12 protein-coding genes are annotated in these 13,900 nt (G+C 57.4%); 4 read left to right on the top strand and 8 right to left on the bottom strand.

Annotated elements, in window-relative coordinates; all coding sequences use genetic code 11:
* Positions 1-102 precede the first annotated feature (102 nt).
* Both ACZ9IM_RS25855 and ACZ9IM_RS25860 read left to right on the top strand, forming a co-directional pair.
* Positions 103-1,122, top strand: coding sequence for a Gfo/Idh/MocA family protein (locus ACZ9IM_RS25855; protein WP_008073849.1), 1,020 nt, complete (start codon positions 103-105; stop codon positions 1,120-1,122).
* A 22-nt stretch (positions 1,123-1,144) separates the two neighbouring features.
* Positions 1,145-1,471, top strand: a complete 327-nt coding sequence (locus ACZ9IM_RS25860) for a LysR substrate-binding domain-containing protein (protein ID WP_476225332.1) — start codon at positions 1,145-1,147, stop codon at positions 1,469-1,471.
* A gap of 121 nt (positions 1,472-1,592) precedes the next feature.
* Here the strand turns inward: ACZ9IM_RS25860 and ACZ9IM_RS25865 are convergent, their stop codons facing one another.
* The 8 genes from ACZ9IM_RS25865 to ACZ9IM_RS25900 form a co-directional block, all read right to left on the bottom strand.
* On the bottom strand, positions 1,593-3,005 hold the full coding sequence (locus ACZ9IM_RS25865) for an aldehyde dehydrogenase family protein (RefSeq protein ID WP_008073848.1): 1,413 nt from the start codon (positions 3,003-3,005) through the stop codon (positions 1,593-1,595).
* A 10-nt stretch (positions 3,006-3,015) separates the two neighbouring features.
* The gene (locus ACZ9IM_RS25870) at positions 3,016-4,059 is read right to left on the bottom strand and encodes a homoserine dehydrogenase (protein ID WP_476225333.1); all 1,044 of its coding nucleotides are present in this window, start codon (positions 4,057-4,059) and stop codon (positions 3,016-3,018) included.
* 176 nt (positions 4,060-4,235) lie between these two features.
* Positions 4,236-4,673 carry an Lrp/AsnC family transcriptional regulator gene (locus tag ACZ9IM_RS25875; RefSeq protein ID WP_008073846.1) on the bottom strand — a complete coding sequence of 146 codons (438 nt, stop codon included), beginning with the start codon at positions 4,671-4,673 and terminating at the stop codon, positions 4,236-4,238.
* A gap of 22 nt (positions 4,674-4,695) precedes the next feature.
* Positions 4,696-6,075, bottom strand: a complete 1,380-nt coding sequence (gene thrC, locus ACZ9IM_RS25880) for a threonine synthase (RefSeq protein ID WP_008073845.1) — start codon at positions 6,073-6,075, stop codon at positions 4,696-4,698.
* 16 nt (positions 6,076-6,091) lie between these two features.
* Entirely contained in the window at positions 6,092-6,982 is an 891-nt protein-coding gene (locus ACZ9IM_RS25885) for a LysR substrate-binding domain-containing protein (protein WP_008073844.1), read from the bottom strand.
* A gap of 59 nt (positions 6,983-7,041) precedes the next feature.
* Entirely contained in the window at positions 7,042-8,472 is a 1,431-nt protein-coding gene (locus ACZ9IM_RS25890; protein ID WP_008073843.1) for an amino acid permease, read from the bottom strand.
* Between the two features lie 150 nt (positions 8,473-8,622).
* Complete coding sequence (locus tag ACZ9IM_RS25895) at positions 8,623-9,900, bottom strand: cystathionine gamma-synthase family protein (protein WP_008073842.1); 1,278 nt, start codon at positions 9,898-9,900, stop codon at positions 8,623-8,625.
* 332 nt (positions 9,901-10,232) lie between these two features.
* Entirely contained in the window at positions 10,233-11,165 is a 933-nt protein-coding gene (locus ACZ9IM_RS25900; protein ID WP_476225335.1) for a helix-turn-helix transcriptional regulator, read from the bottom strand.
* A gap of 585 nt (positions 11,166-11,750) precedes the next feature.
* Between ACZ9IM_RS25900 and ACZ9IM_RS25905 the strand changes: the two genes are divergently transcribed.
* Together ACZ9IM_RS25905 and ACZ9IM_RS25910 are read left to right on the top strand one after the other, a co-directional pair.
* Positions 11,751-13,100, top strand: coding sequence for an MFS transporter (locus ACZ9IM_RS25905; RefSeq protein ID WP_218395864.1), 1,350 nt, complete (start codon positions 11,751-11,753; stop codon positions 13,098-13,100).
* A 99-nt stretch (positions 13,101-13,199) separates the two neighbouring features.
* Positions 13,200-13,892, top strand: coding sequence for a fumarylacetoacetate hydrolase family protein (locus ACZ9IM_RS25910; protein WP_476225336.1), 693 nt, complete (start codon positions 13,200-13,202; stop codon positions 13,890-13,892).
* The last annotated feature ends 8 nt before the right edge of the window (positions 13,893-13,900 follow it).

Here is a 13,900-nt window from a genome sequence, read left to right on the forward strand (position 1 = left end):
AAAGACCATGAATGATTCCAAAGTCGCTGAAACCTATAGCGCGATCATTTTCAACCCGAACATTCCAAATGTCTGCTTGTACCGCGCCAGGAGTGAGTACGTATGAAAGTTGCGTTACTGGAGGTCAGCCATTGGCATGTCCCACTGTATCTGAATGCTCTTGAGGCCAATGGGGTTCAAGTGGTGGCCGTATCGGATTCGGAGCACGTGAAGGGCGAGGCCATTGCCGAGCGATTCAAATGCCCTTTGTATAGCTCATCCTATGAGTTGCTTGAGCGCGAGGAGGTCGATTTTGCTTTCGTGTTCGGCAGGCATTCGGAAATGCCGTCGCTGGCAGAGGCCGTGATCGCACGAAACATCCCCTTTGCCCTGGAGAAACCCTGCGGCATCAACATGGCGCAGGTCACACGACTGCGTGAGCTGGCCGAGCAAGCCAATCTCTACTGTGCTGTGCCGCTGATCTTCCGCATGAGTGAACTGCTTAGCGCTCTGCAAGATGCTGAGGGACGCTTGGCCGCAGACTTCAACTACATGTCTTTCCGCTTCATCGTAGGTCCGCCCGCTCGTTATGAAACTGCAGGCTCAGGCTGGGCCATCGATCCCGCTTTTTCAGGAGGCGGATCTACGATCAACGTGGCTACGCATTTCATAGATCTCTTCAGACTATTGACCGGTAAGGAGGTCTCGCGAGTCTCAGCCATCATGAATTCACTGACACATCGGGGTGCCGTCGAAGACTATTCGTTATTGACCCTGCAGACTGAAGATGGCGTGATCGGTGTTGTGGAAACGGGATACAGTTTCCCCAGTACCGCCGACGAGCAGCGCGAGTTCTCCTTCACTCTTTCATCCGATCACATGTATGCCAAATCCGGTCCCGACCGAATCGAAATAAGGGATCGACAGAACCTCGCGGCCGGCACTCGAAGCCGCCGACTACAACTGGACACAGACGTCTATTACCCACTGTTCGTCAAACAAGTGCTTGCTGAGTGCCGTAACGGGGCCAAGCCAATTGCATCATTACGCGATGCCGAGGCAATCATGCAGGTCATGGACGCGGCCTACGCTTCAGCTCGGCAAGGAGGTACGCTTTTGACGCTTACGCCGACTCCTGAATGATTTGGCCGCCGAGCAGCTCCGAGTGCCTACGGAGCCAACAATTGCGACTTGCCCCCATCCCAGAGAAGTAGGACCTACCTTATTCGACACCGTTATCGCTGCTTGCCGCGATGCTGGTGTCGACCCGATCCTGGGACAAAGCGCTCCACAAACTGCCTCTGTCGTACATTTGGTAGCGGCAGAATTGGGGGTTTCGCTTGTACCGGCTTCGATGCAGCAAGTGCATGCCGCAGGGGTGGTTTTCAAAGAGATAAATGATGTATCACCCATCGCCCGGCTGACACTCGCCTGGCGTCGCAGTGACAACTCGATTTTCCTGCAGAACTTTATAAATTGTGCAGTCAGTTAACCACACGCTCTGCGCCGGCATGGGAGCCGACTGAATGCAGCTAACGCCAGAAAAAATGCATTGGGCGGGTGACCAGACCTTCCCAATGCAAAACGACCTGATGAGATGTTCCTCAAATCGATTAACCCAGCGTGTTCAGGCACACCACCTTGGGTTGGGTCATTTCCTCATAGGCAAAGCGCACTCCTTCCCGGCCCAGGCTTCCATACTTGGAGCCGCCAAACGGCATTGCATCGAAGCGGTAATCGGAGGAGTCGTTGATCATCACACCCCCGGCTTCGATTCTTCGTGCGGCGCTCATGGCCGTGGCCAGATCATTGGTGAAGATCCCCGCATGCAGGCTGTATTCGGGCTCGTTGGCCAATGCGATGGCCTCATCGAAGGTTTCGAATAGCTGCAAAACCACCACCGGCGCGAAGACTTCGGTGCGCCACAGCCGACTGCAATGATCGACGTTTTCCAATACCGTAGCGGCGTAGCACGAGCCTTGGCGCCGATGGCCGCAGAGCAATGTGGCGCCCTCTTGCAACGCGTCGTTCACCACTTGCTCGGCATTCTGCGCGGCTTGCGGGGTAATCATCGGGCCGATATCAGTGTCGGCACGCATAGGATCGCCGTTCACAAGCGCCTTGGCCTGGTTGACGAAACGCTCACGGAACGCTTCATAAATCGGTGCCTGAATCAGCAGGCGCTGAGTACCGATGCAATTCTGCCCCGCCGCCCAAAAGGCTCCCGACAGGCAACTCTCGACGGCAGATTCAAGGTCGCAGTCGCCCATGACGATCACCGGCGCATTGCCGCCCAAGTCCATGGCGAGTTTCTTCAGGCCGGCGGTGCGTGCGATCTGCTCCCCGGTGACGAAGCCGCCCGTAAAGGAAATCATCCGCACCTCACGGGATGCGACTAAGGCCTTGCCCAGTTCCGCCCCCCCAGTGGCGACCGTGACCACCGATTCGGGCAACCCTGCCATGACCAGATACGACACCAATTTGATGGCCGACAACGGCGCCAGCTCAGACGGTTTGAGAATCACCGCATTGCCGCCGGCAATGGCGGGACCGAGCTTGTGCGCCACCAGATTCAGCGGATCGTTGTACGGGGTAATCGCGACGATCAGCCCCAGGGGTTCGCGGGAAAACCAGCCCTGGCGCGACTCAGAACCCTCATAGGCGTCGAAAGGCACCACTTCCCCGGCATTACGCCTGGCCTCTTCGGCAGAAAGCTTGAGGGTGTTGACGCAGCGTTTGACTTCTTTTTCTGCCTGCTTGAGGGTCTTCCCGGCTTCGTCGACGATCAGCCGGGCAAACGCTTGGGCATCAAGCTCGATGTTCAATGCAGCCTGCTCGAGAATGCGTGCCCGACGATGACGCGGTAACCCGGCACACACCCGCGCACCGCTGCGTCCGGTCTCCAGCAGCTGTGGCACTTGCGACGCACAGACATCCGCGACGGTCCCGATGACGGTGCCGTCAAAGGGGTTAAAGACTTCGATTTTCGGCTCCACAATAGCCAGGGACAGACGTGATAGATTCACAGGCTTTCTCCTAGTTGCACGCAACAGACTGGTGGATGCTGATGATGTCCGAAAGCAGCGCAAACGCTGTTTCCATGCGCCCTGCCCCCGGCCCCGAAACCGTCACCGCGCCGAGCAGATTGGTGGTAAACGACACGGCATTGGTGGCACCGGAAATACCGGCCAGCGGATGATCGTGTTTCAACAGACGCGGTTCGACACTGGCACTGATCGCCCCATCGGCATGACGCATGGCTGCGCCGATTAGCTTCCAGCGAGCCCCGTCCTGCCGGGCTTTTTCAATGTCGCCAAGGTCGAGTGAGGAAATACCGCTGCACCTGACATCGCTGACGTTCAGCTTGGCGTCCAGCAGTTCATTGGCCAGGATCACCACCTTGAGGCGCACGTCATGCCCCTCGACATCCGCAGTCGGATCGGCTTCGGCATACCCTAGGTCCTGTGCTTTGCTGACCGCATCGGCAAACCCCAGGCCGCCTTCCATGCAGGTGAGAACGAAGTTGGACGTGCCGTTGAGAATCCCCTCAAAACCGATTATCGAACTGCCTGCCAACGACTGCTTGGCTAGGCGAATAACCGGCGTGCCACTCATCACCGAACCTTCGTATTCAAAGGCGACGTTATTGCATCGAGCCAGTTCATTAAGCTCGGCGCCGTGCAAGGCAATGGGTCCCTTGTTAGTGGTGACTACATGTTTGCCCCGTTCCAGCGCCCAACGGCAGAAGGAGGTGGCCGGCTCGCCGTCTACCGGATTGGTGAAAGTGGCTTCGACAATGATGTCTGCGCCGCAGTCCTTGATCACCGCTTCGTTGAGGGCATCTGCTTCGCCACCCGGAAGCTGCGCCAATGCACCTTTGACTGCCGGCAGCTTGGTCAGCAACGCGGCGTCCAGCCCTTCGCGGCCAATCACCGAACCGAGAAACAGGTCGGTCACGCCAACGATTTTCAGAGTGAAACCCAGTTCGGTTTTCCAGTTTTCGTTACGTTCGGCAATCAGCTGAGCCAATGCCCGGTTCACACCGCCGAAGCCGACAAGCGCCAGTTTGTATTCAGTCATTTTTTTATGCCCTTGATCCGGGTGATGGGTTGTTGGGCTCTAGGTTAGGGGCGCGACCAGGGCAGTGGAATAGGCCAATTTGCTCTATTTTGTGGGCGTTATGACCTGCACCCGGGCAAAACGCCAAGCATAAAAAAAGCCAACACAGGTTGGCTTTTTTCAGAACGATAAAAAGGTTAGACGACGGACGACAGCACGAATGAGGTCACGGTGTTTTCCACCCCGGGCAACGCGGAGATTTCATTCCAGACCTTATGCACCCGCTCCGGACTGGCAGCGCCGACCCGCAGCATCAGATCGAACTCGCCACTCATCACATCGCACTGAATGACTTCCGGTATTGCCCGCAGGGCCTGCAGCACTTCCGCGCCGCGCATGCGGTCGTAGCGGTAGACAAAAATCACCGCATTGATGTTCGAAGAAGCTTGTCGCCCCTCCCCCGTGCGTACCGTATAACCCTGTATCGCCCCGTCGCGCTCAAGCCGTTCGATGCGCTGACGCACAGCATTGCGCGACAGATTGACCTTCGCCGCCAGCTCGGCGTGGGCAGCCCGGGCATTGAGCCGCAGTTCCGCGATGATGTGTTCATCGAGAGGGTCCAGAATTCGCTTCACTTGGCCTCCTGTTTCCGCGCCTTCACAGCGCGCCGAGCAGCTGATGGATGGTGTCGAGGTCGTCCGGTTTAATCCGGTAAAGCTGCGCCGGCCCTTGCTTCGCGACCGGGCTGTGTTGCGCCGGCGTGCTGATCCCCAACTCGCCGAGCAGCACCGCCGATTTGGCCGGCGAGATTTCCCCCAGGGTAACCATCGGCGCCACCAGGCTTCGGCGATACAACCTGGCCGCGAGGACACCGGTGGCGGTATGCGGGTCAATAACGTAACCGGTGTCGTGATACAGCGAGGTGATTTCCTTCAGCGTCTCCTCATCACTGACCGCGTAAGAGTCGATGATCATCCGCGCCTGTAACCAGAACTCGTTGGCGATGGTCATCTCGCCGTTGGATTCGAACGCTGCCATCAGCGCGCTCACGGCCCGATCGTCATGCCCGTAGAGCTCCCAGAGAAAACGTTCCAGGTTAGAAAAGATCGACAGGTCCATGGCCGGCGACAAGGTCTTGTTGGCTGGCAACCGGGAGTAGTGGTTCTTCAGAAACAACTGATGCAACGCGTCATTCTGATTGGTCGCAACGATCATCTGGATGATCGGCAAGCCCATTTTTTGCGCGATGTAGCCGGCATAGACCTCGGCAAAACTCGCGGCTGGCACGCTGAAACCGATCGGACGCTGACCGCCCCCCAGTTGCAGCACGGCGTGGAAATAAAACACCAGTTGTGCCAACACACTGACCCAGTTGCTGGAGTTGAAACTAATCGCCTCGTGCTGCATGCACGGCCACTGCAGGAACAGCCGGGTGACGATGGTCTGGCACTCGTCGAAGCTGCCATTCACAGCGAACTGATGAACCTTGGGATGCGCCACCGCTTGCAGGTGCTGGAGTTGGTCTTGCGGTACACCTGCCTCCGGGTAAAACACAACCACATCCGTCTCGTCGCAGTGCTTGAATGCCTCGATGGCCGCCAGCCCGGTATCGCCGTTGGTGGCACCGAGCACCACCGCGCGGCGCCCGCGTTTGCGCAGAAAGTACTGCACCAGCCGTGCCTGCAACTGGGCGGCAAAATCTTTCGAGGAACGGGTAGGCCCATGGAACAGCTCCAGCACCCATTCGTTGCGATCTACCTGATGCAAAGGTGCCAGGGACCGATGGCTGAATTGGCTGCCAGCCTCCTTGAGCATGCATTTGAGGTCCGCCTCGGAGATCGTCTCGCCAACAAACGGACTCATCACTCGATAGGCCAGTTCGTCATAGGGCAACGTCGACCAGTTGGCGATGTCCTGCGGTTCGAACAGTGGCAGTTCGAGCGGCACGAACAACCCACCGTCCTCTGCAATCCCAGACAACACGACCCTTTCGAAATCGACTTGAACGGCCGAATTTCGGGTACTTACATAGCGCATGGTTGGCTCCGGCCATTCATTTGAAACGATGTGCCTGCTCGACCAGCCAGGTGGAAAACATGACCGCGTCGGGGTGCTGGTCGGCCCCGGAACCGCGTACGAGGTAAAACGACTCGCTGGCTTCGATGCGCTGGTCGAAGGGTTCGATCAGTCGCCCGTCCTGAAGCATTTCATCAACCATCGAGGACCGGGCCAGGGCAATCCCCTGTCCCAACTCGGCCATGCGCAAAGTGGAAATCAGTGTGTCGAACTGCATGCCTGTCGACGAATCGACGGTATCCGCACCGACCATGTTCAACCAGTAACCCCAACCCTCTTCGTAACCCAGGACATGCAACAACGGATGGTGCGCCACGTCCGCCGGCACCGTCAGCGGCGAGTTCGCCATCAGGGCTGGCGAGCAGACCGGAAACAAGGTGTCCCAAGTCAGGCGCTGCGACACCAGGCCGGGCCATTGACCATGGCCCCAGCGAATTTCCATGTCATCCTCACCATCCAGTTCCTTGACCCAGATGTTGCTGATGTAGCGGATGTCGACCTGTGGATGGGCCTGGCGAAAGCCCACCAGCTTGGGCGCCAGCCAGTGCACGAAAAACGCCAGGCTGCCGCGCACCTTGATCGGCCGGCGTTTGTGCTGGCCAAAAATTTCGTTGGTCCCTACCGCCAGTCGAGTGATCGCATCTTGCACAACCGGCAGATAGGCCTGTCCTTCCTCGGTCAGCCCCAGGCCACGGGGCAAGCGCTTGAACAGCGCCACCCCCAGATGGTTTTCCAATTGGCGGATCTGCTGGCTTACCGCACCCTGGGTCAAAAACAGTTCTTCGGCAGCGTGGGTGAAGTTCAGGCAACGGGCGGACACCTCGAATGCCCGCAACCAGTTCAATGGGGGTAACGTCTTTTGTTTCATGGTCTGAGCCTCAATGCCCCCCCTCCACCGAGCACGCTTGCCCACCCCGTCGACAGTGCCTAGTACGCATCGGAAGGTTGTGCCAAGGGGGTAACCGACAAGCGTCGCTCGCGGCTTTTGCGGGTAATGTAATACACGAAATAGCACCAGGCGATGAATGGCAAACCGAAGTACAGAGCTACCCGCTGTTCAGGGTCGAAAGCAATCCCGACACACGCCAGGCTGCAGCAGATTAGCGCTCCCAGTGGCACCCACGGATAACCCCGGACGCGAAACTTAAGATCGCGGACATCGCCTCCATTGGCTACATAGTGACGGCGAAAAGCAATCTGGCTCGCGGCAATGCTCATCCACACCACCACCACCGCCAACCCAGATATCGACACCAGTGCCAGATAGATGGTATCGGCGGCAAACACGCTACTGAGCAACGATGCGGCGCCACCGGCCATGCTGACGATAATGGCGTTGAGTGGTGTGCCCATGCGGGTCAGGGCCGAGAACTGCTTGGGCAGGTGACCTTGGTCACTCAGGGTCCAGAGCATCCGTGAAGCAGCGTACAAACCGGAGTTGGCAGCCGACAACAAGGCACTGATGATCACGAAATTCATGATGTCTGCGGAGTACGGAATCCCGATGTAGGTGAACACGGTGACGAACGGACTCTCTACGAGCCCGGCCTGTTCACGGGGTAACAAGGTCGCCAGGACAAAAATGGTCCCCACGAAAAAGATTGCCAGGCGTAGCACTGTAGTGCGAATGGCACGCGGCACATTACGCTGGGGGTCCTTGGTTTCACCCGCGGCGATGCCAATCAATTCAGTGCCGGAGAACGCAAAGGAGACCGCCAGTAACGTCATGGCAATTGACATGAAACCGGTAGGGAAAAGCCCCTCGCGAGTGAAGTTGCTCAGCCCGATACTGTGAGCCTGATCGATATGCAGCAGGCCGAGAATCGCGCCACCACCGATTAGCAGAAACACCACCACGGTCACCACTTTGACCAGTGATAACCAGAATTCAGTCTCAGCGAACAAGCGCACCGATATCACGTTGGTCAGAAACACCAAGCCTGCGAACAGCGCACTCCAAATCCATACCGGCGTATCCGGAAACCAACGCGCCATCAAAATACCGGCGGCGGTAAATTCAGAGCCGATTGCCACAGTCCAGGTCAGCCAATACAACCACGCCACGGTGTAGCCGGTGCCGGGTCCGAGAAAACGCGTAGCGTAGGTGCTGAACGAACCCGTTTCCGGCATCTGCACCGCCAATTCGCCCAAGCACATCATGACCATGTAAACCATGAGTGCGCCGATGATATAAGCGATGACCGCACCCAACGGACCGGCCTGGTTAACGGTGTACCCGGACGTGAGAAACAGCCCGGTACCAATGACGCCACCCAATGCCAACATGACAATATGGCGCGTCTGCATTTCCTGTTTAAAGCCGGTACGTGTGTTGAGTTGTTCTTCTTTTATGGACATGGTTGCTCTCATGAAAGTTGTTAGGGCGCGCAATAACGTCTGCGATGAGTCACGGGGCAGAGTCAAAACAGGTCGCCACTGGTTTTATTATTATTCCACTTCATGAACGCCTCACTAACGGCCTTGTCGTGAGGTACTAACGTTAAAACTTCAGCTTGCTGCCTCGATGCACGTTTTGTTGTTTGAGTGCTGTGTGTTTGCCTGTGCCAGCTCATCGCGCGAACACCTGACAAAGGCGAACGCCTGCTTTAAATCGTCGAGCAGATCGTCAGTGTCTTCAATGCCGACTGAGACCCGCACCAGTCCTTCGGAGATACCCAGAGCCAGTCGTTCCTCCAGCGTGTTCTCGACATGGCTGGTGGTCCGGGCCGGGCCGTAAATGGTTTCCACTGCACCGAGATTGCCCGCGCAGTGGGCGAATCGCAGACGTGGCAAGAGCACTTTGACCGTGTCCATCCCACCGACCAGAACAAAACTGACGATGGCGCCGAAGCCGGACATTTGCGTGCACGCCACAGCGTGGTTCGGATGACCGGGCAAGCCGGGATAATTGACCGACTCCACCAGCGGTTCGGTGCAGAGGAACTCCGCCAGAGCACGGGCACTGCGTTGCTGTTGACGCATGCGCAGCACCAGCGTTTTCATGCCCCGGATAATCATGTAGGCCGAGAACGGATCGAGCGTCGCACCGTTGATTTCCCGATAATGACGAACCTTGGCCATCAAGGATTCGCTGCCGCACACCAGGCCGCCAAGCACGTCGCCATGACCGCTGAGGAACTTGGTCGCGCTGTGGATGACCACGTCCACCCCTAACGCCAAGGGGTTCTGATTCAGCGGCGTGGCAAAGGTGTTGTCCGCCACCACCACGGCACCGACGCGCTTGGCCGCAGCCACCAAACGCTGGATATCGAGTATTTTCAAGGTCGGGTTAGTCGGCGTTTCCAGGTACAACAACTGGCAGCCTTTGGCAATTTCACGCTCGATCTCCTCGTGATCGAACGTCTCGCACAAGGTCACCTCAACGCCCGTGCGCGGCAGGAATTCTTCGAAAATCTTGTTGGTGCCACCGTAGCTGTCCTTGGTCGACACCACACGATCGCCATTGGCCAGGAAGGTGAAAAGTACACTGCTGATTGCCGCCATGCCGCTGCTGAAGGCCACGGCGGACTCGGCCATTTCCAACTCGCGAATTTTTGCTTCGAGGGTCTCGACCGTCGGGTTGCTCATGCGGCTGTAGATAAAGCCCGGCGTTTTGCCCAACGCAACGTCGTACCAGACGTCGATGTCGTCATAACCGTAAGCGGCGCTGACCACGATCGGTGTTTGAGTGGCGTTGTAGGGGTGCCTGACTTGCTCCCCACCCCAGACCGCTCGGGTCCCCGCTCCGGCGTTATCTAGCCCTGCTTTGTCAGGTTTATTGTTCATTAAGACTACTCGCACTGAGGGTGGTGAATGTTTAGTCATTCACCAGATCTGGCGACCAATATATTGAAAAGCGGTACGCCCGAGAAACGATGTTATCGGTGCCAAAGGGCTGCTTTTTTTAATGGCTGAACGTATTAAGCGATGGCGACGAATTTTCTCAGGGCCTATTTTTTTTGGACTTTGACGGCTACTGGTCTTGACCTCGCGTAACGACAAACTGGACTGGATGGATGCAATACCAATCTAGCGCCTGAGTACCTGCTCCGATTTCGGCCAATCCGGTGCGCCCAAATCGACCTCGTATCTACCGCCACATCACCTACAACTGTCGATCACGTGTTGGACGGTGACTGCGGAGTATCGGGATTGAGTTGCTGACGTCTGAATTGCCCGGGAGGCTGGCCATGTATCTGGCGAAAGCGTCGGGAGAAATAAGCTTCGTCAGCGAAACCGCACAACCTCGCCACCTCCCCCACCGGTCGTGTTCCATTGAGCAAATAATTGCGTGCCGCGTGCATCCTGCGTTCGAGCACCAGCTCAGTGAAAGTCTTGCCGATTTCCTTGCGCAACCAGTGCGTCAGATACGTCGGAGACAGGTAGGTCGCAGCAGCCACCTTGATCAGGTTGAGATCGGGGTCGGCAATATTCTTGCGCAAGTATTCGGACATCCTGCTCAGCGCGTCGCGCCGGCTTACTTCGGCGGCATTCTCTTCGGCCAGTCGTTTGAGCGGCTCGGCATACAAGGCACAAACGCTCCCCACCAGTTGCAGCAACAACCCCTTGAGCATCTCGCGAGTGCCAAATTGACGGTTCTCATCCAGGACTCGCATCTGCTCGATCAGGGCACAGACTTTACTGAAGTCTTCATCGGCCAGAATGAAATCCAGATGCTCCTGAAAGCGAAACGGCGACAACTCCGGCGCCAGCAGAATCGAGACTTCCTCCAGATCCATCGGGTCACACTGCAAGTGCGGTAGCAGGAAGGTCTGGGAAAAATTGATCACCATGAAATTGCTGTCGGCCGGATGCGGAATCACGTGCACGCGATGCGGCAGGATGAAGGCCAGCGTATTGCGCGGAAACGGACGTTCGACGTTGCCGATGTGCTGCACGGTATCGCCACCGAGGTTAACCTGGATCTGGAAATACTCATGGCGATGCGGACTGGTTTCGGCGTGCCGGCCCTTTTTGTCGCGGATGTAAAAGTCCGTCAATTCGCTGCGTTGCTGCATGACGTAAGTGGGCACTCGACTCGGTGACGACATCGTCTGAGGATCCTCTACAGGTACATGGACAGATTGTCGTCGCGCCGCGATGCAGGCGGCGACCGCGGTGATTGTGAAGGCAGACACCGCGGGCTTCAACACGTCATAGGATGACAATGCAATGTAGAGAATTAATTGTATCCGTGTGTGATGTGTCGCCTGTCCAAAAAACCTACATGTACACAAAGATAATTAATCATTTAAAAACATCAACTTACGAAACAAATAAAGCATAACAAAGGAAATACGCTGATTTGTTTTTTCTTGGACACCTGTATTCATCGCCTTTTTTAGAAGAAAAAACGATCTAACGCCTCCGTTGATTTTGAGAAGTTGTACGACCACTGTGATAGCCAATGCAGCCCGAACCTTCCAAAAACAATCAAAAGGTGCGCACGTGATGAACCTGTTTTTCCCTCTCGCCAACCCTCCCCCGATCGAGCCAGTCCGAAGGCGTATTTGAGCGCCTGACAGCGGCTGTCCGCGCCTCTCATTCAAGTAGCGATTGCTCTGCCCCGGCACTGCGGGCACGGCTTCGGCTGCGCGCGAACATCTCGATTCTTCTAACAATAAAAAGGTCTACTCATGTCGAACTCGCAAACCTCCCCGTCCACCGCGCCGTCGGTGAGCGCCGGCGCCCGGGACGCCCTGTTGCCTCAGCGACTGCCGACGCGTCGGCGCTGGTTCATGCTGTCGTTGCTGCTGATTGCAACCATCATCAACTACATCGACCGCGTGAACATCTCGATTGCCGCACCGTTCCTCGCCAAGGACCTGGGCCTGGACAAGATCGAAATGGGCCTGATTTTTTCCGCGTTTGCCTGGACTTACGCCCTCGCCCTGGTGCCTGCGGGGTTTATTGCCGATCGCTTCGGTTCCCGCTTCACCTACGGGGTATCGCTGATCAGTTGGTCGACGGTCACCGTGTGCCAGGGCTTTGCCACAGGATTCGCTTCGCTGTTCGGGCTGCGCCTGGCGGTCGGCGCCATGGAGGCTCCAGCGTTTCCTGCCAACAGCCGTGCGGTGACGGTATGGTTCCCGGCCCGCGAACGGGGCCTGGCCAGCAGCATTTACGTGTGCGGCCAATATCTGGGCACGGCTCTGTTTACCGGCGTGCTGTTATGGCTGGCCACGACCTATGACTGGCGCCATGTTTTCTACAGCACCGGGATACTCGGCATTGTGTTCGGTGTGATCTGGCTCTACGTGTACCGCGATCCGCTGAGCTGCAAGAACGTCAGCCAGGAAGAACTGAAATACATCGAAGCCGGGGGCGGACTGGTCAAGAGCAGTCAGGAACGCACCCGGTTCAACTGGCGGCAGATCGCCGAGCTGTTCAGTTATCGGCAGATCTGGGCAATTTGCATCGGCAAGTTTGCCAGCACCTCAGCGCTGTACTTCTTCCTGACCTGGTTCCCGACGTACCTGATCGAAGAACGCAAGCTGACCATGATCAAGGCCGGGATCTTCGCGGTGCTGCCGTTCGTGGGTGCAACGGTCGGCATTCTGCTGGCCGGCATCGTCTCCGACTTGCTGATACGCCGCGGTTACTCAATGTCCTTCGCTCGCAAGTTGCCTTTGGTGGTCGGATCGATGCTGGGGATGTCGATTGTGCTGGTGAATTTCACCGACTCGAACGTGATCTGCATTGCCGTGCTGACCATTGCCTTCTTCGCCCAGGGAATCGCTTCGTCGTCATGGGCGGCGGTGTCGGAAGTCGCGCCCAAGGAATTGATCGGACTGACCGGCGGAGTCACCAGCCTGGCCGCCAACATCGGCGGGATCGTCACTCCGATTGTGATTGGCGGCATCGTCCACGCGACAGGCTCGTTTGCCTACGCCTTCTGGTTCATCGGCGGCGTGGCGCTGGTCGGTACCTTGTCCTATTCGTTGCTGCTCGGTCGCTTGTATCGCATCGAACTCAAGGCGCGCTGAGTCAAAAAAACCGTTTTTCTCCAACACAAGGCGGCTTTCGTCCAACTTCGCAAAAGATTGCCGCCGTACGCTGACGCTTCTAACAGGACGACTACAAAAATGACGATGACCGAGTATGTGTTTACCCCGGATCTGCCCGTGACCTTGCCGGTTGCTGGCAGCCAGCAGCGCTTTCCCGTTGGCCGGGTATTTTGTGTCGGCCGCAACTACCCTTGGCCAGACACCCAAGGCCAGTCCCGCCAGCCGCCAGTGTTCTTCATGAAACCGGCGAACAACGTGGTGGATGCGACGGGTGAAGTGACTTTCCCGCCGTTGACCGAAGAGTTTGTCCACGAAATCGAATTGGTCGTGGCCATCGGTGAAGGCGGCGCCAATATTCCGCAGAGTCAGGCGCTGGCCTATGTGTGGGGCTATGCCGCCGGCCTTGATCTGACCCGTCGTGATGTCCAGCGCGCGGCCAAAAGCAATGGTTTGCCGTGGGAAGGTGCCAAGGTGTTCGACGGCGCCGCGCCGATGACCGCCATCGTGCCGGTCACGCGGGCAGGACATCCCGATGGTGAGTTGTGGCTGAACGTCAACGGTGAAGAGCGCCAGCGCGACAGCCTCGACAGCCAGATCTGGTCGGTCAGAGAAATTATCAGCCGCATCTCGCAGTCGGTAGCGCTGCGGGCCGGTGACCTGATCATGACCGGCAGCCCGGCCGGCGTCGATGTGCTGCAACCAGGCGACATCATCAACGCCGGGATCGACGGCATCGGTCAACTGGAAATGCGCGTCGGTCCACGACCTTGAACCCGGCT

The sequence above is a fragment of the Pseudomonas sp. TE12508 genome, from assembly GCF_056279485.1.